Consider the following 23,943-nt stretch of genomic DNA (forward strand, 5'->3'; position numbering starts at 1 on the left):
CGTCGATCAGCGATAGACCGGGAAACGCTTGGTCAGCTCGGCGACCTGCGCACGCACGCGCTCGATCGTCGCTGCATCTTCCGGGTTGTCCAGCACGTCGGCGATCAGGTTGCCCACCTGCTCCGCTTCCGCCGGCCCGAAGCCGCGCGTCGTCATCGCCGGCGAACCCAGGCGCACGCCGCTCGTCACGAACGGCTTTTCCGGGTCGTTCGGGATCGCGTTCTTGTTCACCGTGATGTGCGCCGCACCCAGCGCCGCTTCCGCTGCCTTGCCCGTGATGTTCTTCGCGCGCAGGTCGACCAGCATCACGTGACTTTCCGTACGGCCCGACACGATCCGCAGCCCGCGCTTCACCAGCGTTTCAGCCAGCACGCGCGCGTTCTCGACCACCTTTTCCTGGTATGCCTTGAATTCCGGCGACAGCGCTTCCTTGAACGCCACCGCCTTCGCCGCGATCACGTGCATCAGCGGGCCGCCCTGGATGCCCGGGAAGATCGCCGAGTTGATCGGCTTCTCGTACTCGGACTTCATCAGGATCACGCCGCCGCGCGGGCCGCGCAGGCTCTTGTGCGTCGTCGTCGTCACGAAATCAGCGTGCGGCACCGGGTTCGGGTACACGCCGGCCGCGATCAGGCCCGCGTAGTGCGCCATGTCGACCATCAGGTACGCGCCCACCGACTTCGCGATCTTAGCCAGACGTTCGAAATCGATCTTCAGCGAGAACGCCGACGCGCCCGCGATGATCAGCTTCGGCTTGTGTTCCTGCGCGAGCTTCTCGGCCGCTTCGTAGTCGATGTCTTCGTTCTCGTTCAGGCCGTAGCTCACCACGTTGAACCACTTGCCCGACATGTTCACCGGCGAGCCGTGCGTCAGGTGGCCGCCGTGCGCGAGGCTCATGCCCATGATCGTGTCGCCCGGCTTGAGCATCGCGAAGAACACGCCCTGGTTCGCCTGCGAACCCGAGTTCGGCTGCACGTTCGCGGCTTCCGCGCCGAACAGCTGCTTCACGCGGTCGATCGCCAGCTGCTCGACCACGTCGACGTACTCGCAGCCGCCGTAGTAGCGCTTGCCCGGATAACCTTCCGCGTACTTGTTCGTGAGCTGCGAGCCCTGCGCGGCCATCACGGCCGGGCTCGTGTAGTTTTCCGACGCGATCAGCTCGATGTGATCTTCCTGGCGGCGGTTTTCCTGCTCGATCGCTGCAAAGACTTCGGGATCGACGTTCGCGATGGTGCTTTGGGCTCTGTCAAACATACGGTTTCCGTTAAGTGTGTACAGGTTGACCGGGGTGGCCGAGTACGGTGCGCTGCTGGCGGGACCAGCTCGACGTGGCGGAAGAATCCGGATGACGCGAGGCAGGACAGCCACCGGCGATGCACGCGACGGCGCACAACGGCTGCCCAGGCGAACGGCAAAAACGGCGCCCCGCGCTTCACGGTGGGATGCTCCACCTTGAACCCGAAGGGTTCTATCGCCAGTCACGCAGGGGTGATGAGCGCGTTAGTGTATTGGATGCGTCATGAATAGGCAACCGCACGGCAGCGCGCCGGGAGCAATTGGGGCCAGACTCTACGCGCCCGTGCCGAAACGCTTTGCCGCCTTGCCGCGGTGCGGCAATCTCAGTAGGCTTGCGGGATATCACCCGCTACTTTGTTATCGACCAGGAGCAGCAATGATCGTGTTCGTCACAGGCGCGTCCGCCGGCTTCGGCGCCGCCATCGCCCGTGCCTTCGTCAAAGGAGGCCACCGCGTCGTCGCGACCGCGCGTCGCAAGGATCGTCTCGATGCGCTCGCCGCCGAGCTCGGCGATGCCCTTCTGCCGCTCGAGCTCGACGTGCGCGACCGCGCGGCCGTCGAAGCCGTGCCGGCCGCCCTTCCCGCCGAATTCGCGGCGCTCGACGTGCTCGTCAACAACGCCGGCCTCGCGCTTGGCGTCGAGCCGGCCCACAAGGCCAGCCTCGACGAATGGCAGACCATGATCGACACGAACTGCTCGGGCCTGGTGACCGTCACGCACGCGCTGCTGCCCGGCATGATCGAGCGCGGCCGCGGCCATATCTTCAATCTCGGTTCGGTTGCCGGCACCTATCCGTATCCGGGCGGGAACGTATACGGCGCAACCAAGGCTTTTGTCCGACAATTCAGCCTGAACCTGCGCGCCGACCTGATCGGCACGCCGTTGCGCGTGACCGACATCGAGCCGGGCCTGTGCGGCGGCACGGAATTCTCGAACGTCCGCTTCCGCGGCGACGACGCAAAGGCGGCGAACGTGTACCAGAACGTCCAGCCGCTCACGTCCGAGGACATCGCCGACACGATCTACTGGATCGCGACGCGCCCGGCACACGTGAACATCAACACGATCGAGATGATGCCGGTCGCCCAGGCGCCGGCGGGCCTCACGATCCATCGCGGCTGACCCATCGCGCGCAGCTGCGGCCGGCCTCCGGCCGGCCCGCGGTGTGCCGCGTCGTACTACATTCCGTTACGAAACGGTTACGAATCCGGTTCCTGCGTTCCGGTAGAATGCGCGCCATGACTCAGCCTACCCGCTCCCCGGAAGGGCGTTCCGGCTTTACCTGGCCGGTGCGCGTGTACTACGAGGATACCGATGCAGGCGGCATCGTCTTCTATGCCAACTACCTGAAGTTCTTCGAGCGCGCCCGCACCGAGTGGCTGCGCGCATGCGGCATCGACCAGCGTCGGCTCGCCGACGACACCGGCGCGATCTTCATCGTCCGCAGCACGTCGCTCGACTACCGCGCACCGGCGCGACTCGACGACACGCTGGCGATCACGAGCCGGCCCGGACGCATCGGCCGCGCATCGGTGGAATTCACGCAGGAAGCCTGGTGTGGCGACACGCTGCTCGTGGCCGGACATATCCGCCTCGGCTGCGTCGACCGTAACGGTATCCGGCCCGCGGCCATCCCGCCGGCCGTGCTCGACGCGCTGCACCGCGGGCCCGTCATCGATACCGGGCAGACTGTATTGTCAACGAAGCTCGCATGAGCGCCGTTTAGACAAAGCCTATGAACTTGCCTTCCTGATTCGATACTAAGCAAGGTTCGGCGCCAGGCTCGGCCGGCGCGCCGCGCCGCACGCATACCGGGCGCCCCGAAGGGACGTTACTCAAACCTCTATGAACACTTCTCAAGACCTGTCGATCATTTCCCTCGTCCTCAACGCGAGCGTGCTGGCCCAGGCCGTGATGGGGCTGCTGTTGCTGCTGTCGCTGATGTCGTGGACCTTCATCTTCCGCAAGTGGTTTGCGATCCGCCGCGCACGCGCGCAGACCGAACGCTTCGAGAGGGATTTCTGGTCGGGCGGCGACCTGCAGGCGCTGTACCAGAGTGCGGCCAACAACCGCCACACGATCGGCGCGCTCGAGCGGATCTTCGAATCGGGCATGCGCGAATTCCTGAAGGCGAAGGAAAAGCGCCTCAGCGATCCGGGCCTCGTGCTCGACGGTGCACGCCGCGCGATGCGCGCGTCGTTCCAGCGTGAAATGGACGTGCTCGAAGCGAACCTCGCGTTCCTCGCATCGGTCGGTTCGGTCAGCCCGTACATCGGCCTGTTCGGCACGGTCTGGGGGATCATGAACTCGTTCCGCGGCCTCGCGAACGTGCAGCAGGCCACGCTCGCGAACGTCGCGCCGGGCATCGCCGAGGCGCTCGTCGCCACAGCGATCGGCCTGTTCGCCGCGATTCCGGCGGTGGTCGCGTACAACCGCTACGCGCACGACATCGACCGCCTCGCGATCCGCTTCGAGACCTTCATCGAAGAGTTCTCGAACATCCTGCAGCGTCAGGCCCAGTAAGGAGCTCGCCATGGCAGGAAGTCCCATCCGATCCAGCATGCGCGGCGGCCGCTCGCGCCGCGCAATGGCCGACATCAACGTCGTGCCGTACATCGACGTGATGCTGGTGCTGCTCGTGATCTTCATGGTCACCGCACCGCTCGTCGCCCCGTCGATCATCAACCTGCCGACCGTCGGCAATGCCGCGCCGCAGGAGCAGACGCCGCCCGTCGTCGTCAACATCAAGGCCGACCGCACGATGAGCGTCAAGTACAAGGGCGACTCGGGCGCGACCCAGGAAGACACGATGACGAAGGCCGAGCTCGACGGCTTCATCTCGGCCCGGCAGGCCGATCATCCCGACCAGCCGGTCGTGATCGCAGCCGACAAGACCGTGCAGTACGATGCGGTCATGACCGTGATGTCGGATCTGAAGGCGCGCGGCGTCAAGCGCGTCGGCCTCCTCGTCAAATCGCAATGAACCGGCAGCAATCCCTGCGCAGCACCGGCTATCCGCCTCGGCCACCTCGCGAGCGCGGCACCTGGCGTGCATTCGCGCTCGCCGCGCTGATGCACGTGCTGCTCGCGCTGTTTCTCTATCACGGCGTGCAGTGGCAGAACAGCACGCCGGCCGGCGCCGAAGCCGAGCTGTGGACCGAAGTGCCCGACGTCGCCGCGCCGCGACCTGTCGTGACGCCGCCCGCGAAGGTCGCGCCGCCCCCTCCCCCGGTGCGCGACGAACAGGCCGACATCGCGCTGCAGCAGAAGAAGCGGCAGCAGGAAGCAGCCGCGCGCGAAGCGCTGCTCGAGCAGCAGCGCCGCGCCCAGCAACTGAAGGCCCAGCAGGAAGAGGACGCCCGGCGCGCGCAGCTCGCGGCACAGCAGGCTGCCGCGCTCGCCGCGCAGAAGGCCGCGGAACGCGACAGGCAGAAGCAGGCCGACAAGCTCAAGCAACAGCAGCTCGCCGAGCAGCAAAAGCTCGAACAGCAGAAACTCCAGCAGCAGAAGCAGGCGCAGCTCGAAGCGCAGCAGGCGGCGAAGGCGAAGTCCGACGCGGCCGCGAAGGCGAAGGCGGAAGCCCAGGCCAAGGCGAAGGCCGAAGCCACGGCGCGCGCAAAGGCCGATGCGGCGGCGAAGGCGAAGCTCGACCGCGAACGCAGCGCGCGTCTCGCTCAGATGCAGGGCCTGTCCGGCGCCGGCGAAGGCGGCGGCGAAGGCCTTGCGAAGAGCGGCACGGGCACGGGCTCCGGCGGCAACGCCGCATCGCCCGGCTATGCCGACAAGGTGCGCCGCCGCGTCAAGCCGAACATCGTTTGGGGCGGCGAGCGAGCAGGCCTGACCACCGTCGTCAAGATTCGGTGCACGCCGTCCGGTGACGTATTGAGCGCATCGGTCTCCCGCTCCAGCGGGAATTCGGGGTGGGATCAAGCCGTGGTCAATGCGATCCAGGCATCGGTCCCGTTGCCGCCCGATTCTAACGGTCGTACCCCGTCGGACATTACGATTACCTTCAAGGCGGCGGAGTGAAAGGAAATACGCTTACACTCCGGGCGTCGCTGTCGGACGGGAACGAATCGGGTATTTTTACTGTCTCTCTGCGGTTGCGCAGCGATCCAAGTCATACGGGAAGCAAGAAGCATGAGTTTGATGACAAAACTAGGTTTCAGGGCACTCGTGGCCTCGTGTCTGATTGCGGCGGGCAGCGCCGCTAACGCCCAGGTCAACGTGTTGATCACCGGTGTCGGTTCGACCCAGTTCCCCATTGCCACCGCGAATTTCGCGAACGAGGCGGGCCTGCCGCAGCAGGTCACGTCGATCGTCCGCGCCGACCTCGCCCGCAGCGGCAAATTCACCAACATCGACGCGGGCAGCACGCCCGTGCCCGAGACCGCCTCGGTCGATCTCGGCGCATGGAAGGCCAAGGGCGCGAATGCGTTCGTCGCCGGCAGCGTGAACCGCGACGCGAACGGCCAGTACAAGGTCAACTTCATCCTGTACGACACCGTGAAGCAGCAAAGCCTCGGCGGCCTGTCGCTGACGGCACCAAACGACGGCTCGCTGCGCAAGGTCGGTCATCAGATCGCCGACTACATCTACCAGAAGCTGCTCGGCACGCGTGGCGTCTTCGCCACGCGCCTGTCGTACGTGGTCAAGATCGGCAACAAGTACAAGCTGCAGGTCTCCGATTCCGACGGACAGAATGCGATCAGCGCACTGACGAGCACCGAGCCGATCATCTCGCCGGCCTGGTCGCCGAACGGCACGAAGGTCGCGTACGTGTCGTTCGAGCGCAAGAAGCCGATCGTCTACATCCACGACCTGCCGACCGGCCGCCGATACATCGTCTCGGACCAGAAGGGCAACAACAGCGCACCGGCATGGTCGCCGGACAGCAACACGCTCGCCGTCGCGCTGTCGCTGACCGGCAACACGCAAATCTATACGGTCAATGCGAACGGCGGCGGCCTGCGCCGTCTCACGCAGAGCAGCTCGATCGACACCGAGCCGTACTACTCGCCGGACGGCCGCTGGATCTACTTCACGAGCGATCGCGGCGGCGCGCCGCAGATCTACCGGATGCCAGCACAGGGCGAAAGCGCCGGTGCCGCGCAGCGCGTGACCTTTACCGGCAGCTACAACACGAGCCCGCGTGTGAGCCCGGACGGCAAGCTGCTCGCCTACATCTCCCGCACCGGTGGGGGCTTCAAGCTGTACGTTCAGGATCTGCAATCCGGCGCGGCGAACGCCATCACGAATACGAATCACGACGAATCGCCGAGCTTCGCGGCAAACGGCCAGTACCTTCTGTACGCTACCCAGTCGGGTGGTCGCAACGTTCTGGCTGCAGTGCCCTCCGACGGCAGCGCGCCGCCACAGATCCTGTCCGTCCAGGGCGGCTCCGTTCGTGAGCCGTCTTGGGGGCCCTTCATGCAATGACCACAAGGAGAGTAACCATGATGTCGAATAAAGCTCGTCTGGCTCTGGCCGTGATGATGATCAGCGCGCTCGCAGCGTGCAAATCGGGCGTGAAGCTCGACGACAAGGCAAACGCGGGTGCAGTCAGCACGCAACCGAGCGCCGACAACGTCGCGCAAGTGAACGTCGATCCGCTGAACGACCCGAACAGCCCGCTCGCGAAGCGCAGCATCTACTTCGACTTCGACAGCTATTCGGTGAAGGACGAGTACCAGCCGCTGATGCAGCAGCACGCTCAGTACCTGAAGAGCCATCCGCAGCGCCACGTGCTGATCCAGGGCAACACCGACGAACGCGGCACGAGCGAGTACAACCTCGCACTGGGCCAGAAGCGTGCGGAAGCCGTCCGCCGCGCGATGGCGCTGCTCGGCGTGAACGATTCGCAGATGGAAGCCGTGAGCCTCGGCAAGGAAAAGCCGCAGGCAACGGGTCACGACGAAGCGTCGTGGGCGCAGAACCGTCGCGCAGACCTCGTCTACCAACAGTAAGTAACGGAAGAATCGCCGTATGACGCATCGTGTATCCTGGCTGCGCGTTGCCGCAGCATTCTGCGTCGCCGGCGCGGCGTGGTCGGCCGCGCCGGCGCACGCCGGCGTGTTCGACGACAACGAAGCGCGCCGCGCCGTGCTCGACCTGCGCAGCAAGACCGACAACCTGGCGAGCCAGTTGTCCGCCGCCCAGCGTACGATCCTCGATCAATCCGGCCGTCTCGACCAGCTGAACCAGCAGGTCGCGACGCTGCGCGGCGAGAACGAGGACCTGACGAACCGGCTGACGACGCTCGAGCGGCAGCAGAAGGAGTACTACCAGGATCTCGACACGCGGCTCAAGAAGTTCGAGCCGCAGCAGGCGACGATCGACGGTGTCGAAGGCACCGTGCAGCCGGGTGAAACGGATGCGCTCAACGCGGCGCAGCAGCAGTTCCGCAACGGCAACTTCAAGGCGGCGGCGGCTTCGTTCCGCAGCTTCATCGCGAAGTATCCGCAGAGCCCCCACCAGCCGACCGCGCAGTACTGGCTCGGCAACGCGCAATACGCGCTGCGCGACTACCGCGGTTCGACGGCGACGTGGCAAGGGATCGTCAGCAAGTACCCGCAACACCCGCGCGCGGCCGACGCCCTCGTGGCGATCGGTACGAACCAGCTCGAACAAGGCCAGAAGGCGGCCGCGAAGAAGACGTTCGAGCAGGTGGTGTCGCAGTACGCCGGGTCGAACGCGGCGCAGACGGCGCAGGGCAAGCTCGAAACGATCAAATAATTATCGTGGCGGATTGTTGACTCACCGAAAATCCGTCGCTATAATCTTTTGCTCTTCGGGTCGCAAGCAAGCCGCATCAGCTACAGCCTGAAGCCGTTTTTCTCGTTCTCGAGCAGTTTTTGAGGACGTGGGGTGGTAACTCAGTTGGTTAGAGTATCTGACTTTTAATCAGAGAGTCGAGGGTTCGAGTCCCTCCCACCCTACCATCTATCTTTTCGATAGTTGCAATTGAAGCCTCCCGCGTGGAGGCTTTTTTGCGTCTGCCTCTTGCCGTGTCGGGCTCGAAATTTCCACTTCGTATCCGATTGTGCGCGCAAGCATCCGGCATCCTCGTCCACCGTCGCCCCGGCGCATACAACCGCACAATCCCCGCTCGCAAGTCAGCGCACGCTCACGTCACGCAGCACCGCACCGTATCCCGCGTACAGATTGCCTTCAGGCAACAACTGCCGCTGCGCGAGTTGTCGATGCACGACCGGCAGGTTATGAAACGGCATCCGCATGTACAGGTGATGTTCGATATGGAAATGGATCGCGTGCGGCCCGAACAGGAACGTCTGCCACGAACGCCGGACGATCGTGCGCGCGTTGCGGCTCTGGTCGTCGCAAGCCGGCAGCCCCGCGTGCTCGAAGATCGCCCGGACCTGCCCGGCGAGCGGCAACAGCGTGACGGACGGCACGACCCACAACCCGATGTACAACAGCGGATGTCCGGCCAGTGCGAGCGCACCGAACAACAAGCCGTTGCCGGCCAGCATCGACGCGACTTCCCACGCCGCATACGCGCGTGATTTCCGGACCGTCGGCAACGCATGCGCAAACTCGCCGCGCACGAGCTTCACGACGCTCGTCACGTAGCCGATCCCGCATGCGTACGCGAGCAGGCGGCCGATCAGCCGGCCGCGCGTCACCGGATAGTCGTGCACGCCGAACAGCAGCGCGACGGGATCGTCAGGCTGCATCGGCGCGCGATGATGCTTCAGATGCCCCGCACGATACGTGCGCAGCGACAGCCACAGCGGGCCGGCCGCGAACAACTGGCCCAGCACGTCGTTGACGCGCCGGTTCCGTGCCAGCAACCCGTGCGCGCCTTCGTGCATCATGACCGCGAGCGCAAGCTGGCTGCGCGCGATCACGACCGCGGCAAATGCGTATACGAGCGGATGCGGGAACGCGATCGCCATCGCGAACGCCCCGGCAATCATCAGCCAGTCGCCTGCCAGCGCAGCGCCGACACGTGGCGCGCTCACGCGAAACAGCGCGGGATCGGGCACGAACAACGCAAGCTCGGCGTTCGGCCCGGCGTGATGAACATGGGCATCCGTCGTCACGCGAGCCTCCTGCGCAGCGAACGCCGCTCGACCCACAGCGCGCCGACCATCGCGAGCGCGACACCGCCTAATACGTCGGCGACCGTATGCTGCTTGAGCGTGAGCGTCGACGCACAGATCAGCAGACCGATCGCCGTCGCCACGAACCGATGCCGGCTCCAGCGCCGGTCCGTCAGCATCCGGCACGCAAGACACGTCACCGCGACATGCAGGCTCGGAAAACCGTTGGCCGCGAGATCGAGCTGCCACATGCGCGCGAGACGGTCGCGCACGAACGTATTGCCGATCTCCGCGACGTCGGGCCGCGGCACGGCTTCCGGAAACAGCATGAAGCAGACGACACCGAGCACGAATGCGATCAGCACGGCCTCCTTGAACGCGGCGAACGCGGGCGGCCGTGCATACGCGGCGAGCGCAATCACGAACGGAAAGAAGCCGACATAGACGAACCACGACCATGCGATGAACGGAATCCGCGCATCGATCGGCGTGGCGAACACGTAGCGCGGCGTGACGCTGCGCTCCAGCAGAAAGAAGATCGCGAGGCCCGCGGTCATGCCGAACGTCGCGGCCAGCATCTGCCGGATATCGGGTCGACGATCGTCACGAAGCAGCATCGTGTTCATCGCGGCGCCGGCGCCTCGCATCGGGGATCCGCATCGGCCGTCCGTGCATGCGGCCGCAGCGCGAGGATGCGCGACGTCCACGCATCCACGCGCGCACACGCGTGCTCGCGGCCGGCGATCGTTCCCGCTCGCGTACCCGGATTGCGCATCAGGTCCGCTGCGGCCTGCCCGACCTCCTGCCGGAACGCGGCCGCATCGCCGCGCCACGTGACGATGCGATGCACGAGCTGCAGCCGTGCCGCGCGCGCGGCATTGCTCGCCTGCTCGGGCTGATCGGTCAGCACGAGCAGGATCGGGCGGCGATATACGCGCGCGATCGACAGCGCGGCCATTCCGGGTGCGGACACGATCAGCGGCGCGTGCGCGGCACGCATCGCCCAGTCGGTATCGACACCGGTCCAGCCGTCGTGCCCGGCGTAACCCTCGCCCACGCGGTGCGCGGCGAGCCCCGCGTCGCGCATGCCGGCCGACAGCGCATCGGCGAGCGCGACATCGCGAAAGTGCGGATTCAGATAAACGGCGGCGACAGCCGGCTCCGAAGCCGGCAGTTCGGCGACGACCGGCACCGGCGTCGGCAACCTGCAATGCTCGCGCGATCGCTGCGCATCGCCGGTCACCTCGTACGCAAAATCGTGCTCGATGCAGCACCGCGCCGAATCGATCTGCCAGTCGACGATCCGCGCAAACGCACGCGCCAGCGCACGCGGCAGCCGCGCATCGAAATTCGCGGTCAACGCGCGGCGCAGGCTGCCGCCATACACATGAACGATACGGCGCCGCCAGCCCGGTATCGCGCCCATGAACAGCAGCGCCGGATGAAACGAGTCGTTGATCACGAGATCGGCATCGCGAACGAGCGATCGCAGCCGCGCGATGTCGCGCAACATGCGCGTCGGCCTGAACACGTAATGCGCGACGTTGCGATCGGTCGCGTCGCGCAGCATGTTCTGCCGTGCGTCGAACTGCACCGCGTAGTGACGGGACAGCACGGGCGCGTCGATGCCGAACGCGGACAGGAATGCCTGCCCCGCATCGGACGTCGTCAGCACGTCGACCTGCACGCCGGCCGTGCGCAACGCATGCACGAGCAGTTGCGCGCGCATCAGATGGCCGCGCGCGTCGGCCGTCGCGAGATAGACGATCCGCGGCATCATGCCCGCGGGCGAAGCGACTGGATCCAGCCGGCCGCGTACATCGCCAGCGCCCCCGTCACGCCGAAACCGGCGTCGATCGCGCGGATCTCGTCCAGCAACGCGGCGAGATGCGCCGCCTCGGACGGCGCGACGAGACGGCGCAGCGTGTCCGAACAGAGCCGGACGTGCCGCGTCTCGTCGGCGAGCACGCGCGCGAGCAGCGGATACAGCGGATGCGCGTCGCCGATCGTCGCGCAGTGACGCGCGAGCACGCGCATCGCCATCTGTTCCGCGCACAGGCCCGTCGCATAGGTCGGCACGAGCACGCCTTGCGCGAACTGCGGCGCGTAGCGCTGCGCGAGCCGGCGCCATCGCATGATCTTGCGCCGGCTCAGCCAGTCGGGTTCGTGCGGCTCCGTCGAAGCCGCGACACCGCGCAGGCGCAGCGCCTCGGCAAACGCGGCCGCGTGGCGGCGCTCGTCCGCGAGATGCTGCTCGATGCGCGGCGCGAGCCAGTCCGGCGGCTGTCCGGTCCAGCCGTCGTGCAACGCGCACTCGGTCGCTTCTTCGCCGATCAGGTACATGCGCAGCATCCAGCGCTCGCCATGCGTGCTGCGATGAAGCTGCCGGATCGCCGCCCGCTTGATGCGATCGACGAGATACGCACGTACCCGCGCCGCGCCGTGCGGCACGGGCGCATCGAGACAGTCGAAGCGCTCGCCGTGCATCGCCTGCGGCGATGCGGGCAGTTCGCTTGCCGCTGTCATGCGTGCACGCCCGGTGCGGACGCGGATTTCGCCGCGGATGCCGCAGCGGCAGCCGGATCGCGACGCCAGCCGAGAATCAGGCCGACGAAACTTTCCTGCATGAACGCATGCGCGGATGCGGCCGCGCCCGCGAATGCCTCCTCGCGGCCGTTCACGCGCAGATAGCCGCTGCCGCCGCGCGCGCCGAATTCGATCCGGTCGTTCTTCCTGAAACCGCGCTCGCGCACCTCCTTCAACAGCGCGCTGCCGTCGAGACCGAACAGGAACAGCTCGCGCTGCGCGACCCACACCGGAATGTGATTGCTCAGTGCTTCGAAACGAATCGACCACGTGCCGGCCGCGAGTGCGCGATCGACGTCCGCATCGTGCGGCGCGTTCGACGTGAAGCTCGCTCGTGCGACCGGCTTCGTCAGGCCGCCGACGCCGAGCGCGATCGTGATGTCGTCGGCTGACGGCTGCTTCGGATCGGTCGCGCTCACCTTCACGAGATGCCGCGCGAGCCGCGATGCCAGCGGCGGATGCGCGAACAGCGCGAGCGTTTCGTCCGGCGTCAGCACGTCGCGCTCGCCGTCGCCCTCCTTCACGCGCACGCGATACGGATCGATCCGGACATCGGTGAACTTGCCGCGCACCGGCGCATGGACATACACGTCGCGGCCCCATTTCGCACCGTCGCGACGCAGCAGCACGTGGACGCTCAACGGCACGCGCCGGCCGTCGCCGTCGACGCCCGTGCCCTGCAGCAGCACGTCGCCGAGCACGTCCTTCGTGCGGCGATTCGCGTCGCTCGAAAAGACGATCGCGTGCGCGTCGGTATCGATGCTCGCGTGAACGTCGGGCGCATCGAGCGCGACGCGATTGCAGTCCGTCGCGGCCGCGCTCGCGAACGGGCAGCCGCTTTGCGACGCGAAGTGGACGATCCCGCGCCCCGCGTGATCGACCGGCGCGGCATGGGCGCCGGCGCTGGCGGCAAACAGGGCGAGGCAGACAACTCGGGTGGCAAATGAAGGCATGGTCGTCGGGATGAATGCAGGGAGTCGGAGTGGCGGGGCCGCGGTGCGCGGTGCCGTTTCAATGACGGTGATAGGACAGCGCTTCGAGATCGCGCCGGGCCGACGCCCGTCCCGCGAGCCCGAAACCGCGCGCGAGCGCGCCGAGCGTATCGACGGCGGACGCGGCGATCGTGACGCCGACGGCCGCGAGATAACGGACGGCGCCGAGCCGCGGAAGTTGCTGGCGATCGAGCGCGCGCAGGCTGTATCCGAGCCGCATCGCCATCACGCAGAACGGGCCGAGCGGGCCGCTGCGGCCGAGCCACTGCCACTGGCGCGGCAGGTACGCGTTCACGAGATACGGCGTCAGCCCGACGCTGTCCTCGCCGCGCATCCAGCGCAGCTTCAGCGATTCGCGATGCGTGTCCGGCAGCCGATGCTCGGTGTGCGCGGCCGGCGCGAACTCGACGGCCACGCCGGCCGCCTGCATCCGCAGCCCCATCACCTGGCAATGGGCTCGATAGACGCCGTCGAGCGGCTCGTAGCGAAATTGCGCGAACACGTCGCGCCGGAACGCGACGTTGTTCGCGTAGAAGTTGCGTGTCGCGCCGTCGCGCAGCGGGCTCGGGAAATACATGAAATCGATCGACGTCAGCGCGATGCCGAGCACGTTCGGCGCATAGCTGGTCCGCCCCGCCACCGCGACGGGTGCATCGCCGGCATCGCGTGCGAACGGTGCAAGCAGGTGCTCGAGCCAGTCGCCGGCCGGCCGGCAATCGGCATCGCCGAACACGACGATTTCGCAGCGAGCCGCGTCGACGCGATCGAAACCGTCGTTCTTCGCATCGTAGTAGCCGGTGCTCGCGCCGATCTCGACGAAGTCGATCGGGCGGCCGGCCAGCGCGACGATCTGTGCGCACGCATCGGCGGGCAAGCCGTCGTGCGTGATGATCCATTGCGCGAGTGCCGCGGGCGGCACGGTCTGCTTCGACAGCGCCGACACGAGGCGCTTCAGGCTGTCGACGGCCTGTGCGAGGCCGGCGCCGCCGCGCAGGTTGTTCGTCTCCAGCACGAGCGCGGCCTTCGCGGCCACGGCACGGGCTGCCGCGCGCGTGCGCGGTGCGATGTCTGTGATGTCTGGCATCCTGAATATCTCCATCGTCATGCGCAGCGGCACGGTTGACGTCCTCGCCTCCCTAAAGGGAGGTGATTCCCACACCTGGCGATGCACGTCCGCATCGGAGAATGTTCAATGCAGCGTTGATATCGCGATCATGCTCGACACCACAGTTGCTGCACTTCCACTCCCTTATTCTCAGTCCCGCGATACCTTTCGGCCGCGTCGTGCTGTCTGTCGACCCGCACGCCGAACAGGACTGGGTAGAACCGCTTTCGTCGACTTCCTCGAACGTGGCTCCGTGCGCGATCGCTTTGTAGCGGAGCTTGTTTCGGAAGGACGACCACGATGCGTCGTAGACGCTTCTTGCCATCTTGGTTCTGGCGAGTTTCGCTGCCGACACGTTGCCGACCGCGATGTAGTCGAAGCGCCGCACCAGATCGAGCGCGAGCTTGTGCTGGAAATCGGCGCGGGCATTCGCCACCTTGGTGTGCAGCTTCGCGATATGCCGCTTGTGCTTGCGTGCCCGCTGCGCCTTCGCCAGCTTCTCAGCCGCACGCTGGCCGAACCGGTCGTTGAGCAGCTTCTCGCCGGTCGAAAGTGTGGCGAAGTCTTTCAGGCCGAGATCAAGGCCGACACCGGAACGGATCGGGCGCACCTGAACATCGGGTATCTCGATCACGATATTCAGGAACCAGTTGCCGCGCGCATCCTGCGCGAAGTTGGTGCCGTCCTTGATCTTCCCTTCGGGAAGCGGCCGGCTACTGAATACACGGAAAGTGTTGCTGGCAAAGCGAAACGCGTCGCCCTCGCGTTTCAGGTCGCGGCCCTTCAGCGGCACCCAGCCCAGCGATTTCCTGCCGCGATAGCGCAGGTATGGGCGACGGTGCTGGCTGCGCGACTTCGCGTATTGCTCGCACGTTGCGTTGACCGTTCCCGAGTGAATGCCGAGTTCCTTGCTGCTGCCGGTGGTCAGCACGTTCAGGTCGAACCCCGTCGGCCACTTCTTGCTCCACTTGAGCGCGTGCTTCTGCGTGTCATTGCAGAAGTTCCACACGTAGCTCACCGCCCGGCTCTGTTTGTTCAAGAGTCCGTTGAGCGACTTCACCCGGTAGCGGTATACAAGAATCATGCCGGTCATTTTAACGTTGGAATGCCGCTGTCAAACAGCGGCGCTCCTTTCCTCCCCGCCCTGAAGGACGGGGTTTCTCGGAGCATCTGATGAAACGAATGGACGGGGAGCCTGCGGCACGCCGGCGAATGCGGGGCGCAGCTGGCGTCGTCTCGAAACGGGCGGCCTTCGCAGGCGCCCGCCCCGTGTGCCGTTACTCCTGGACGGACGGCGCGGAATCGGCGTCGGTATAACGCGGCTTCGCGCCCTGCAGGTCGCGCGTGTTCTTCTGCACGGCCACCGCGCCGAACAGCGCGAGCACGAACGACATCGCGTAGAAGCCCTTCTCGCTCAGCTGCAGCGTTGCGTTGAAGAGGCCGACGACCAGCAGCGCGATGGACAGCAGCAGCGCGATCCAGCTGATGCCGTAGTAGATGCCGGTGACGGGAATGCCTTCCGCGCGATCGCGGACGCTTTTCTGCAGCGAGATCGCCGCATAGAGGCCGAACACCAGCACGGTGAAGTAGTAGCCCTTCTCGTTGAGCTGCATGCCGGCGTTCCAGAGCCCGATCAGGAATGCCGCAAAACCTGCGATCAGTGCGGCCCACGACGCGGCCACGAATGCGAACGACGGCTGCTGGATGGTGGTCTGGTTCATTGCTTTGCCCTCTCTTTCTTGTTGTTCGAAATCGTTTTCGTTGAACTGCGTTTCGCGCATGGTAGCAGCTTTGGCGCTCGCCACAAGACGACCTCGCCTGCAGTCTTACGTTCCGCGCTGCGCGCGCCGCCAGCGCCCGGGCGTCGTGCCGAGCACCGCGCGAAACGCCTTGCCGAAGGCCGCCTCGGATTGATAACCGACCGCCTGGCCGATCTCCGCCTGCCCGCGCTGCGTATCCTGCAACAGCGCGCATGCATGCATCATCCGGATCTGCGCGACGAACGCGCCGACACTCATCCCGGCTTTCTCGCGGAAATGCCGTGCATAGGTCGCGCGCGACATCGCCGCTGCGTCGCCGAGCGACTCGACCGTCCACGGCTGCTCCGGCGCCTGCAACACGGCCTGGACCGACGGGCCGAGCCGCGCATCGGCCGCGAGCGCGAGCCAGCCGGACGGCACGCGCGCGTCGCGGCCGTACGCGCGCAACGCATACGCGAGCAGCGCCTGGCCGAGCGCATTCACGATCGCGCCGGCGCCCGGCTGCACATTCGACGCCTCGCTGCGCAGCACGCTCGTCAGCAGTTGCAGCGGCGCGAACCCCGACGCCTCGCGCAACCCGACATGCAGCACCTGCGGCAGCGTGCGCATCAGCAGTTCGCCCGCGCCGCGCGCATAGACGAAACGTCCGCACAGCAGGTCCACGCTCGCACTGCCCGATTCGGCCGGATCGAGATTCGACTTGACCGGGACCACCGCGCCGCCGGCGGCGTCCGGTTCGCGCAGCGGCGCGACCGGCCGCGACCGGCCGGCTCCCGCGTCGAGCAGGTCGTGCGCGCCGCCCGCGGGCAGCAGCACGAAATCGCCGTCGGCGAGCTGCAGCGTGCGCCCGTCGGCGGTACGCAGCCGGCACGTGCCGGCCAGCAGCAGGTGGAACGCCGCCTCGCCGGGCGGCAGCGGATCGTGCGGCATCGCGAACGGCCCGTCGAGCAGGCAGCGCACGTCGAGCTCGACGTGGCTGCGGCCCAGCGACAACAGTTGACTCAATGCATCCATGAGACGATCGCGCTAAAAATTGACACTCTAACGTATCGAAACCCTCAGCGCGAACGATCAGAATAGCCCTGCATCGCCCGAGATCGCGGCGCCCGCCGCCCTCCTCACCTCTACTCGAAAGGACGCATCATGCTGAACTGGAACGAATACCGGAAGGAACTCTCGACGCGCATCGGCGATATCGCCAAGCTGTCGCCCGATACGCTGGCCGGCTACCAGGCGCTGGCAGGGGCCGGTGCCAAGACGGGCCATCTCGACGCGAAAACGCGCGAGCTGATCGCGCTCGCGGTGGCCGTCACGACGCGCTGCGACGGCTGTATCGCCGTTCACACGGCCGAAGCGACAAAGCATGGCGCGACCAGGGAGGAAGTGGCGGAAGCGCTCGGCGTCGCAATTGCGCTGAATGCGGGTGCCGCGCTCGTCTATTCGGCGCGCGTGATGGACGCGCTCGGCGACTGAGCATGACGGCCGCGGCGGCGCCGTCGCGGGCCGCCTCGCTGCGCGACGCCCGGCCGCCTGGCCGGGCGGTTGCGCATGCGCGTGCGTTACATGTGAGCATTGGGCAGCGCGCTCGCACGGACAACCGTGCCGGCAGGCCGCAGACGCGGCCGCGCGGCGAAGTCGGCTACCATGCGCGAACGATTCATCGTGAGGGAGCGCTCCATGTGCCGCTGGCTCGCCTATACGGGCAATCCGATCCATCTCGAGACCGTGCTGTTCCGCGCGAAGCATTCGCTGATCGACCAGAGCCTGCATTCGGAGCTCGGCGCCACGACCACCAATGGCGACGGTTTCGGCATCGGCTGGTACGGGCACCCCGACGAACTGCCGTTCCGCTATCGCTCCGTGCATCCCGCGTGGAACGATCGCAACCTGCGCGAAGCCGCGCGCGCGATCCGCTCGCGGATGTTCATCGCGCATATCCGCGCGGCGACCGAAACGCCCGTGCAGGAAACCAACTGCCACCCGTTCCGCCACGGCCGCTGGCTGTTCGCGCACAACGGGCTGATCCGCGGCTTCCACAAGCTGCGCCGCGACCTGACGATGAAGGTCGATCCAGCACTGTTCCCGACGCTCGAAGGCTCGACCGATTCCGAGCTGATGTTCCGCCTCGCGCTGACGTACGGCCTCGAGCAGATGCCGCTGCAGGCGCTCGAACGGATGGCCGGCGTGGTCGAGGAAACCGCCGCGCGGCATCGCGTGGCCGACCCGCTCAACATGACGGTCTGCGCGACCGACGGCGAACGGATCATCGCGGTGCGCTACTCGAGCGAACGGCAATCGCGTTCGCTGTTCCACAGCACGTCGTTCAAGCACCTGCACGAGCTGTATCCGCATGACCCGCGCATCGCCGAAGTCGGCGACGACGCGTTCATGGTCGTGTCCGAGCCGCTCGTCGACCTGCGCGGCGCGTGGGAGGAAGTGCCGGAGGGCATGGCGATCGTCGCGCACGGGGCGGACGTGCAGCAGCGGCCGTTCGGGCCGCGGCAGAAGTAGCGGCCGGCGCCGTGCGCGCCGTCAGGCGCGGCGCACGAACCGCAAATAGACAGAGATATAAGGAATCGTTGCGGATCGAGGTCTCCGGAAAGCGTTGATGAACGCGCCGACCACCAGGCCCGTTGTCTCATGACGCCGCGTCGGCTATAAAGGGCCCATCGATCGAGCCCCCTTACGTTCGATCTTCACCCTTCCCACTCCCGGAGACTCCATGCCCGACCTCGCCACCGCCCAGCAATTCCTGATGACCCGCGGCCTCGACTTCGGCCTCAACCTTCTCGCCGCGATCGTGTTGTGGTTCATCGGCCGCTGGGCGATCCGCATCGGCACGCGCCTGCTCGGCAAGGTCGTACGCCGCAGCGGCAAGGTCGACCCGACGCTCACCGACTACCTGACCTCCGTCGTCGGCGTGCTGCTGACGATCCTGCTGATCCTCGCGATCCTGCAGATCTTCGGCGTGCAGACGACCTCGTTCGCCGCGCTGCTCGCCGGCCTCGGCCTCGCGATCGGCACGGCCTGGGGCGGCCTGCTCGCGCACTTCGCCGCCGGCGTGTTCATGCAGGTGCTGCGCCCGTTCAAGATCGGCGACGTGATCAGCGCAGGCGGCGTCACGGGTACGGTGAAGGAGCTCGGCCTGTTCGGCACGACGATCGTCACCGCCGACAACATCGTGACGATCGTCGGCAACAACAAGATCTTCTCGGACAACATCGCGAACTACAGCGCAACGTCGCACCGCCGCGTCGACCTGACCGCGAAGATCGCGAACGGCGTCGACGCGGTCGACGCGATCAATCGCCTGAAGACGTCGATCCAGCAGATCCCGAACGTGCTGACCGACCCGGCGCCGGACGTCGGCGTGCTGCAGTTCACGCCGGAAGGCCCGCTGCTGTTCGTGCGCCCGTCCACGGCACCCGAGAACTACTGGCAGGTGTACTGCGATACCAACCGCGTGATCATCGAGACGTTCCGCGACGCGCAATACCCGACGCCCGAAACGCCGCTCTTGCATCGCAACGCGTAACGGCGGCGCCGGACGAAAAAAAAGCGTGGCAATTCAAATTGCCGCGCTTTTTTTGCACCGAAAAGGAAGCGAAGCGCCCCGCTCAGCGCCCACCCGTCTTCTGCGCATGGTCCGACCGCCGCCCGCGCACGAGCTTCCATACCGCGCCGAGCGCGACCGGCACGATCGCCGCGCCGATGCCGACCAGCACGATCACGTTCAGGTACTGGCGGACGAACGGGATGTTGCCGAAGAAATAGCCAAGCAGCACGAGCAGCAGCACCCAGACCAGCGCGCCGATCACGTTGAAGAGCTGGAAGCGCGTGGCGCTCATCGACGACGCACCCGCGACGAACGGCGCGAACGTACGCACGACCGGGATGAAGCGCGCGAGCACGATCGTCTTGCCGCCGTGCTTGTCGTAGAACGAGTGGGTCTTCTGCAGCGCGGCGCGATCGAGGAAGCGCTCGAGCACCGGGATATGGGTATTGAATACCTTCGGGCCGACCCAGCGGCCGATCAGGTAGTTCACAGTGTTTCCGGAGATCGCCGCGACGAGCAGCAGTACGATCAGCGCGCCGACGTTCATTTCGCCTGTCGCCGCGAACGCGCCGCCGATGAACAGCAGCGAATCGCCGGGCAGGAACGGGAACACGACGAGCCCCGTCTCGCAGAACACGATCAGGAACAGGACGAGATAGACCCATGCGCCGTACTGCCGGATGAAATCGCCGAGGAATGCGTCGATATGCAGGACAAGGTTGACGAAATGAAGCAGCGTATCCAAATGCGATTCCTCGAAGGCGAAAGGGCGAAAGGGCCGGAATGGTCGAAAAGGCGGAAGCACCCGCCGGCCAAGGCGGCGCGCGCGACGGAGCCATCATACCGAAACTACCTTAAGGCTCCGTGAAAAAACGTAACCGCCGGTCGCCCCGGCACGCATTCGCCGCCTCGCTATAATTCGGCCATGTCCGATATCACCGAAACGGCCGCGGGCGCCGCGCCCGCCCCCGCTCCGCGCCCGCTGCGCGCGATCCAGCCCCTGCCCGACCAGCTGATCAGCCAGATCGCCGCGGGCGAGGTCGTCGAACGCCCGGCGTCGGTCGTCAAGGAGCTGCTCGAGAACGCAATGGATGCCGGCGCGACGACGCTGCGCATCGTGCTGGAAGAAGGCGGCGTCAAGCGCATCTCGATCACCGACGACGGTTGCGGGATTCCGCCCGACGAGCTGGCGCTCGCGCTGATGCGCCATGCCACCAGCAAGATCCGCTCGCTCGAGGAGCTCGAGGCGGTCGCGACGCTCGGGTTCCGCGGCGAAGCGCTCGCGTCGATCGCGTCGGTCGCCGAGATGTCGATCACGAGCCGGACCACCGATGCCGCGCACGCAATGAAGATCGATGCGCAGACAGGCGTGCTGTCGCCGGCCGCCGGCTCGACCGGCACGACGATCGAGGTGCGCGAGCTGTACTTCAACACGCCCGCGCGGCGCAAGTTCCTGAAGAGCGAGCAGACCGAGTTCGGCCACTGCCTGGACATGATCCGCCGCGCGGCACTCGCGCGGCCGGACGTCGCGATCTCGGTGCTGCACAACGGCAAGGCCGTCGAGCACTGGAATGCGACCGAGCCGGCGCAGCGCGTCGCGAAGATCCTCGGCGACAGCTTCGCGACCGCGCACCTGCCGCTCGACGAGCAAGCCGGCCCGCTCGCCGTCTACGGTTGCGCAGGCCTGCCGACCGCGAGCCGCGGGCGCGCCGACCAGCAGTATTTTTTCGTCAACGGCCGCTTCGTGCGCGACAAGCTGCTGACGCACGCGGTGCGTGCGGCCTACGAGGACGTGCTGCACGGCGACCGCTACCCGTCGTACGTGCTGTTCCTCGACCTGCCGCCCGAAGCCGTCGACGTGAACGTGCATCCGTCGAAGATCGAGGTGCGCTTCCGCGATTCGCGCTCGATCCACCAGTATGTGTTCCACGCGGTCCAGCGCGCGCTCGCGCGCCACGCGGGCGCGTCGCCGGAAACCACCGCGGGCGGTCACGCCGCGCACATCGAACCCGCGCCGCGCGGGCCCGCGTCGTTCCTGGACACGCCGCTCGGCCAGGGCCACGGCCCGGCCACCGGCGGCAGCGGCTTCTCGTCTCCGTCGTCGTCATCGTCGGCGGGCAACACCTGGATGCGCCAGGCGCGGATGACGCAGGGCACGCTGCCCGTCGCGCAGCCGCTCGCGCTCTACGATGCGCTGTTCGGCCGCAAGGACAGCGGCGCGGGCACGCCGGACGGCACGACCACCGTCGCCCGCGATTCGGCCGACGCGCCGGGTGCGCCGCTGCCGGGCTTCAGCGCGTCGCCGATCGCCGCCACCGCGCACGACGAGCAGCCGCTCGGCTTCGCGCTCGGCCAGATTCACGGCATCTACGTGCTCGCGCAGAACGCGCACGGGCTCGTGATCGTCGACATGCACGCGGCCCACGAGCGGATCCTGTACGAACAGTTCAAGAACGCGCTCGCCGATCGCTCGGTCGCCGTGCAGTCGCTGCTGCTGCCGGTGTCGATGACGGCCACGCCGGTCGAGATCGGCACGGTCGAGGAAGAACGCGACACGCTCGAATCGCTCGGCTTCGATCTCGCGGTGCTGTCGCCGACGACGCTCGCGATCCGCGCGGTGCCGGCGCTGCTGAAGGATGCCGACCTGCAGTCGCTCGCGCGCGCGGTGCTCGCCGACCTGCACGCGTTCGGCGGCTCGCGCGTGCTCACCGAGCGTCAGCACGAACTGCTCGGCACGCTCGCGTGCCACCACGCGGTGCGCGCGAACCGGCGCCTGACGCTCGACGAGATGAACGCGCTGCTGCGCCAGATGGAGGCGACCGAGCGCGCGGACCAATGCAATCATGGCCGTCCGACCTGGTATCAGCTCACGCTGAACGATCTCGACCGTCTCTTCATGCGCGGGCAATGAGCGCTCCTTCGCAGTCCACCCCGACGACGATCGCCTGCCTGCTCGGCCCCACCGCTTCGGGCAAGACGGCCGCGGCGCTGGCGCTCGCCGCGCGCCGCCCGATCGAGATCGTCAGCGTCGATTCGGCGCTCGTCTACCGCGACATGGATATCGGCACCGCGAAGCCGACTCGCGAAGAACGCGCGAGCGTGCCGCATCACCTGATCGACGTCATTGACCCGGCCGACGCGTATTCGGCCGCGGAATTCCGCGCGGATGCGCTGCGCCTGATCGGCGAGATCGCCGCGCGCGGTCGCACGCCGCTGCTCGCCGGCGGCACGATGCTGTACTACAAGGCGCTGACGCAGGGGCTCAACGACCTGCCGGGCGCCGATCCGGACGTGCGCGCGCAGCTCGACGCCGACGCCGCGCGCGACGGCTGGCCCGCGCTGCACGCGCGGCTCGCGCAGGTCGATCCCGGCACGGCCGCGCGGCTCGCGCCGAACGATTCGCAGCGGATCCAGCGCGCGCTCGAAATCTTCATGCTGAGCGGGCAGCCGATGTCGGCGCTGCTCGCCGCGCCGCGGCGCGCGGACGATGCGGCCGCCGCGTACCGCTTCGTGCCGGTCGCGCTCGAACCGTCGGATCGCGCGGTACTGCACGCACGCATCGCGCAGCGCTTCGACGCGATGCTCGACGCGGGCTTCATCGACGAAGTCGAACGGCTGCGCCGTCGTGACGATCTCCATCCCGACCTGCCGTCGATGCGCTGCGTCGGCTATCGGCAGGCGTGGGAATTCCTCGACGGCGACACCGACTACCGGACGATGCGCGACAAGGGCATCTTCGCGACGCGCCAGCTGTGCAAGCGCCAGCTCACCTGGCTGCGCGCGATGCCGGAACGGATCGTCGTCGACTGCATCGCGCCGGATTCGACGGCCCGCGCGCTCGACGCGCTCGAACGCGTACTCGACGGCCGCGCGCCGGGCTGAGCGGGCCGCCGGCAGCCCGCGTCAGCCGCGCCGGCGCGCTGCCAGATGCGCGCGGGCGCCATCGACGAACAGCGCGACGCCGCGCTCGAACGCTTCGTCGCCGCCGCGCTCGCGCAGCGCGGCCCAGCCCTTCGCGAGCAGCGGATACTCGGCCGCGTCCGGCAGCGGCGCATCGGCCTCACCGTCCTGCTCTGCCTGTTCCTCCATCACCCATCCGACCACGAAGCGGCCGAGCGCATACATCACGTCGACCGCTTCATCCGGCGCGAAGCCCGCTTCGCCGAGCAGCGCGACCTTGCGTTCGATCGAGCCGAAATGCAGCGCACGCGGCCGCGTACCGGCATGCAGGCGCGCGCCGTCGCGATAGGCGAGCAGCGCGTGGCGGAAACTGCGCGCGTTGTGGGCAAGCCACGCATCCCACGCTTCGCCAGGCCGCGGCAGCGACGCGCCGTGGCGCTCGAGCATGATCGCTTCGGCCATCGCGTCGAGCAGCTCGGCCTTGTTCTTGAAATGCCAGTAAAGCGTCGGCGACTGCACGCCGAGCCGCTCGGCGAGCCGCCTCGTCGACAGCCCGTCGATACCGACTTCATCAAGCAGTTCGAGCGCCGCGCGCAATACCGTGTCGCGCGTCAATCGCGCCCCTGTGTCCTTCATCTCTATCACCGATAGGGAAACTATGGAATAATCGCCACTCTATCA

Annotated in this window: 25 protein-coding genes, 1 tRNA gene and 1 riboswitch; of the genes, 14 read left to right on the forward strand and 12 right to left on the reverse strand. The window is 67.0% G+C overall.

Annotation, left to right across the window (positions count from 1 at the left end):
• Positions 1–6 precede the first annotated feature (6 nt).
• Positions 7–1,254, reverse strand: a complete 1,248-nt coding sequence (gene glyA, locus ACM6JT_RS30160; protein ID WP_034182827.1) for a serine hydroxymethyltransferase — start codon at positions 1,252–1,254, stop codon at positions 7–9.
• Positions 1,255–1,391: 137 nt separating this feature from the next.
• Positions 1,392–1,492: riboswitch (ZMP/ZTP riboswitch) on the reverse strand.
• 180 nt (positions 1,493–1,672) lie between these two features.
• Between glyA and ACM6JT_RS30165 the strand changes: the two genes are divergently transcribed.
• From ACM6JT_RS30165 to ACM6JT_RS30205, 9 genes are all read left to right on the forward strand, one after another.
• Entirely contained in the window at positions 1,673–2,419 is a 747-nt protein-coding gene (locus ACM6JT_RS30165) for an SDR family NAD(P)-dependent oxidoreductase (protein ID WP_034182826.1), read from the forward strand.
• A gap of 107 nt (positions 2,420–2,526) precedes the next feature.
• On the forward strand, positions 2,527–3,012 hold the full coding sequence (gene ybgC, locus ACM6JT_RS30170) for a tol-pal system-associated acyl-CoA thioesterase (protein ID WP_034182825.1): 486 nt from the start codon (positions 2,527–2,529) through the stop codon (positions 3,010–3,012).
• A gap of 130 nt (positions 3,013–3,142) precedes the next feature.
• Entirely contained in the window at positions 3,143–3,820 is a 678-nt protein-coding gene (tolQ, locus tag ACM6JT_RS30175) for a protein TolQ (RefSeq protein ID WP_034182824.1), read from the forward strand.
• Positions 3,821–3,830: 10 nt separating this feature from the next.
• Positions 3,831–4,280 (forward strand): protein TolR, encoded by a 450-nt coding sequence (gene tolR / locus ACM6JT_RS30180; protein WP_034182823.1) that lies wholly within the window; start codon positions 3,831–3,833, stop codon positions 4,278–4,280.
• Positions 4,277–5,326: a cell envelope integrity protein TolA gene (tolA, locus tag ACM6JT_RS30185; protein WP_034182822.1), complete on the forward strand. Its 1,050-nt coding sequence runs from the start codon at positions 4,277–4,279 to the stop codon at positions 5,324–5,326. Before tolR ends, tolA begins: the two co-directional genes overlap by 4 nt.
• Before the next feature lie 111 nt (positions 5,327–5,437).
• Entirely contained in the window at positions 5,438–6,736 is a 1,299-nt protein-coding gene (gene tolB / locus ACM6JT_RS30190; protein WP_217588226.1) for a Tol-Pal system beta propeller repeat protein TolB, read from the forward strand.
• A gap of 17 nt (positions 6,737–6,753) precedes the next feature.
• Positions 6,754–7,263, forward strand: coding sequence for a peptidoglycan-associated lipoprotein Pal (gene pal / locus ACM6JT_RS30195; RefSeq protein ID WP_034182820.1), 510 nt, complete (start codon positions 6,754–6,756; stop codon positions 7,261–7,263).
• Positions 7,264–7,282: 19 nt separating this feature from the next.
• Entirely contained in the window at positions 7,283–8,032 is a 750-nt protein-coding gene (ybgF, locus tag ACM6JT_RS30200) for a tol-pal system protein YbgF (RefSeq protein ID WP_034182819.1), read from the forward strand.
• Between the two features lie 129 nt (positions 8,033–8,161).
• Positions 8,162–8,238 (forward strand) — tRNA-Lys (locus tag ACM6JT_RS30205).
• Between the two features lie 174 nt (positions 8,239–8,412).
• Here ACM6JT_RS30205 and ACM6JT_RS30210 read toward each other — a convergent pair.
• The 9 genes from ACM6JT_RS30210 to ACM6JT_RS30250 form a co-directional block, all read right to left on the reverse strand.
• Entirely contained in the window at positions 8,413–9,363 is a 951-nt protein-coding gene (locus ACM6JT_RS30210) for a fatty acid desaturase family protein (protein ID WP_414857830.1), read from the reverse strand.
• Positions 9,360–9,989 carry a phosphatase PAP2 family protein gene (locus tag ACM6JT_RS30215; RefSeq protein ID WP_034183415.1) on the reverse strand — a complete coding sequence of 210 codons (630 nt, stop codon included), beginning with the start codon at positions 9,987–9,989 and terminating at the stop codon, positions 9,360–9,362. Before ACM6JT_RS30215 ends, ACM6JT_RS30210 begins: the two co-directional genes overlap by 4 nt.
• Positions 9,986–11,143: a hypothetical protein gene (locus ACM6JT_RS30220; RefSeq protein WP_414857831.1), complete on the reverse strand. Its 1,158-nt coding sequence runs from the start codon at positions 11,141–11,143 to the stop codon at positions 9,986–9,988. Before ACM6JT_RS30220 ends, ACM6JT_RS30215 begins: the two co-directional genes overlap by 4 nt.
• Complete coding sequence (locus ACM6JT_RS30225; RefSeq protein WP_414857832.1) at positions 11,140–11,889, reverse strand: hypothetical protein; 750 nt, start codon at positions 11,887–11,889, stop codon at positions 11,140–11,142. Before ACM6JT_RS30225 ends, ACM6JT_RS30220 begins: the two co-directional genes overlap by 4 nt.
• The gene (locus ACM6JT_RS30230; protein WP_131948302.1) at positions 11,886–12,902 is read right to left on the reverse strand and encodes a hypothetical protein; all 1,017 of its coding nucleotides are present in this window, start codon (positions 12,900–12,902) and stop codon (positions 11,886–11,888) included. The genes ACM6JT_RS30225 and ACM6JT_RS30230 overlap by 4 nt, the downstream gene beginning before the upstream one ends.
• A gap of 58 nt (positions 12,903–12,960) precedes the next feature.
• Positions 12,961–14,025, reverse strand: coding sequence for a glycosyltransferase (locus ACM6JT_RS30235; protein ID WP_131948301.1), 1,065 nt, complete (start codon positions 14,023–14,025; stop codon positions 12,961–12,963).
• 52 nt (positions 14,026–14,077) lie between these two features.
• On the reverse strand, positions 14,078–15,130 hold the full coding sequence (locus tag ACM6JT_RS30240) for an RNA-guided endonuclease InsQ/TnpB family protein (protein WP_414857873.1): 1,053 nt from the start codon (positions 15,128–15,130) through the stop codon (positions 14,078–14,080).
• 193 nt (positions 15,131–15,323) lie between these two features.
• Positions 15,324–15,767: an inner membrane protein YiaA gene (gene yiaA / locus ACM6JT_RS30245; protein WP_034182814.1), complete on the reverse strand. Its 444-nt coding sequence runs from the start codon at positions 15,765–15,767 to the stop codon at positions 15,324–15,326.
• Positions 15,768–15,872: 105 nt separating this feature from the next.
• The gene (locus tag ACM6JT_RS30250; RefSeq protein ID WP_034182813.1) at positions 15,873–16,820 is read right to left on the reverse strand and encodes a cupin domain-containing protein; all 948 of its coding nucleotides are present in this window, start codon (positions 16,818–16,820) and stop codon (positions 15,873–15,875) included.
• Between the two features lie 129 nt (positions 16,821–16,949).
• Here ACM6JT_RS30250 and ACM6JT_RS30255 point away from each other — a divergent pair, with 129 nt between their 5' ends.
• From ACM6JT_RS30255 to ACM6JT_RS30265, 3 genes are all read left to right on the forward strand, one after another.
• Complete coding sequence (locus ACM6JT_RS30255; protein WP_034182812.1) at positions 16,950–17,279, forward strand: carboxymuconolactone decarboxylase family protein; 330 nt, start codon at positions 16,950–16,952, stop codon at positions 17,277–17,279.
• A 204-nt stretch (positions 17,280–17,483) separates the two neighbouring features.
• Positions 17,484–18,317 carry a class II glutamine amidotransferase gene (locus ACM6JT_RS30260; RefSeq protein WP_034182811.1) on the forward strand — a complete coding sequence of 278 codons (834 nt, stop codon included), beginning with the start codon at positions 17,484–17,486 and terminating at the stop codon, positions 18,315–18,317.
• Between the two features lie 211 nt (positions 18,318–18,528).
• Entirely contained in the window at positions 18,529–19,341 is an 813-nt protein-coding gene (locus ACM6JT_RS30265; protein ID WP_034182810.1) for a mechanosensitive ion channel family protein, read from the forward strand.
• 82 nt (positions 19,342–19,423) lie between these two features.
• On the opposite strand, the gene ACM6JT_RS30270 is transcribed toward ACM6JT_RS30265, so the two are convergent.
• Positions 19,424–20,107: a DedA family protein gene (locus ACM6JT_RS30270; RefSeq protein ID WP_034182809.1), complete on the reverse strand. Its 684-nt coding sequence runs from the start codon at positions 20,105–20,107 to the stop codon at positions 19,424–19,426.
• 180 nt (positions 20,108–20,287) lie between these two features.
• Here ACM6JT_RS30270 and mutL point away from each other — a divergent pair, with 180 nt between their 5' ends.
• Both mutL and miaA read left to right on the forward strand, forming a co-directional pair.
• Positions 20,288–22,273, forward strand: coding sequence for a DNA mismatch repair endonuclease MutL (gene mutL / locus ACM6JT_RS30275; RefSeq protein ID WP_414857833.1), 1,986 nt, complete (start codon positions 20,288–20,290; stop codon positions 22,271–22,273).
• The gene (miaA, locus tag ACM6JT_RS30280; RefSeq protein WP_414857834.1) at positions 22,270–23,244 is read left to right on the forward strand and encodes a tRNA (adenosine(37)-N6)-dimethylallyltransferase MiaA; all 975 of its coding nucleotides are present in this window, start codon (positions 22,270–22,272) and stop codon (positions 23,242–23,244) included. Before mutL ends, miaA begins: the two co-directional genes overlap by 4 nt.
• A gap of 21 nt (positions 23,245–23,265) precedes the next feature.
• Here the strand turns inward: miaA and tetR are convergent, their stop codons facing one another.
• Positions 23,266–23,898 (reverse strand): tetracycline resistance transcriptional repressor TetR, encoded by a 633-nt coding sequence (tetR, locus tag ACM6JT_RS30285; protein WP_414857835.1) that lies wholly within the window; start codon positions 23,896–23,898, stop codon positions 23,266–23,268.
• Positions 23,899–23,943 lie beyond the last annotated feature (45 nt).

Origin of the sequence: Burkholderia sp. IT-111MI5 (assembly GCF_949752865.1) — a bacterium.
GTDB lineage: Bacteria > Pseudomonadota > Gammaproteobacteria > Burkholderiales > Burkholderiaceae > Burkholderia > Burkholderia pyrrocinia_C.

Bases quoted from the DNA above. Each gene is read 5' to 3' on its own strand.
- ACM6JT_RS30215 (WP_034183415.1), bottom strand. From the start codon at position 9,989: ATGAACACGATGCTGCTTCGTGACGATCGTCGACCCGATATCCGGCAG.
- ACM6JT_RS30225 (WP_414857832.1), bottom strand. From the start codon at position 11,889: ATGACAGCGGCAAGCGAACTGCCCGCATCGCCGCAGGCGATGCACGGC.
- tolA (WP_034182822.1), top strand. From the start codon at position 4,277: ATGAACCGGCAGCAATCCCTGCGCAGCACCGGCTATCCGCCTCGGCCA.
- ACM6JT_RS30265 (WP_034182810.1), top strand. From the start codon at position 18,529: ATGCCCGACCTCGCCACCGCCCAGCAATTCCTGATGACCCGCGGCCTC.
- ACM6JT_RS30250 (WP_034182813.1), bottom strand. From the start codon at position 16,820: ATGGATGCATTGAGTCAACTGTTGTCGCTGGGCCGCAGCCACGTCGAG.
- ACM6JT_RS30235 (WP_131948301.1), bottom strand. From the start codon at position 14,025: ATGCCAGACATCACAGACATCGCACCGCGCACGCGCGCGGCAGCCCGT.
- pal (WP_034182820.1), top strand. From the start codon at position 6,754: ATGATGTCGAATAAAGCTCGTCTGGCTCTGGCCGTGATGATGATCAGC.
- ybgF (WP_034182819.1), top strand. From the start codon at position 7,283: ATGACGCATCGTGTATCCTGGCTGCGCGTTGCCGCAGCATTCTGCGTC.
- ACM6JT_RS30165 (WP_034182826.1), top strand. From the start codon at position 1,673: ATGATCGTGTTCGTCACAGGCGCGTCCGCCGGCTTCGGCGCCGCCATC.
- glyA (WP_034182827.1), bottom strand. From the start codon at position 1,254: ATGTTTGACAGAGCCCAAAGCACCATCGCGAACGTCGATCCCGAAGTC.
- miaA (WP_414857834.1), top strand. From the start codon at position 22,270: ATGAGCGCTCCTTCGCAGTCCACCCCGACGACGATCGCCTGCCTGCTC.
- ybgC (WP_034182825.1), top strand. From the start codon at position 2,527: ATGCGCGCCATGACTCAGCCTACCCGCTCCCCGGAAGGGCGTTCCGGC.
- ACM6JT_RS30255 (WP_034182812.1), top strand. From the start codon at position 16,950: ATGCTGAACTGGAACGAATACCGGAAGGAACTCTCGACGCGCATCGGC.
- ACM6JT_RS30240 (WP_414857873.1), bottom strand. From the start codon at position 15,130: ATGATTCTTGTATACCGCTACCGGGTGAAGTCGCTCAACGGACTCTTG.
- ACM6JT_RS30230 (WP_131948302.1), bottom strand. From the start codon at position 12,902: ATGCCTTCATTTGCCACCCGAGTTGTCTGCCTCGCCCTGTTTGCCGCC.
- tolR (WP_034182823.1), top strand. From the start codon at position 3,831: ATGGCAGGAAGTCCCATCCGATCCAGCATGCGCGGCGGCCGCTCGCGC.
- yiaA (WP_034182814.1), bottom strand. From the start codon at position 15,767: ATGAACCAGACCACCATCCAGCAGCCGTCGTTCGCATTCGTGGCCGCG.
- tetR (WP_414857835.1), bottom strand. From the start codon at position 23,898: ATGAAGGACACAGGGGCGCGATTGACGCGCGACACGGTATTGCGCGCG.
- ACM6JT_RS30220 (WP_414857831.1), bottom strand. From the start codon at position 11,143: ATGATGCCGCGGATCGTCTATCTCGCGACGGCCGACGCGCGCGGCCAT.
- mutL (WP_414857833.1), top strand. From the start codon at position 20,288: ATGTCCGATATCACCGAAACGGCCGCGGGCGCCGCGCCCGCCCCCGCT.
- ACM6JT_RS30260 (WP_034182811.1), top strand. From the start codon at position 17,484: ATGTGCCGCTGGCTCGCCTATACGGGCAATCCGATCCATCTCGAGACC.
- tolB (WP_217588226.1), top strand. From the start codon at position 5,438: ATGAGTTTGATGACAAAACTAGGTTTCAGGGCACTCGTGGCCTCGTGT.
- tolQ (WP_034182824.1), top strand. From the start codon at position 3,143: ATGAACACTTCTCAAGACCTGTCGATCATTTCCCTCGTCCTCAACGCG.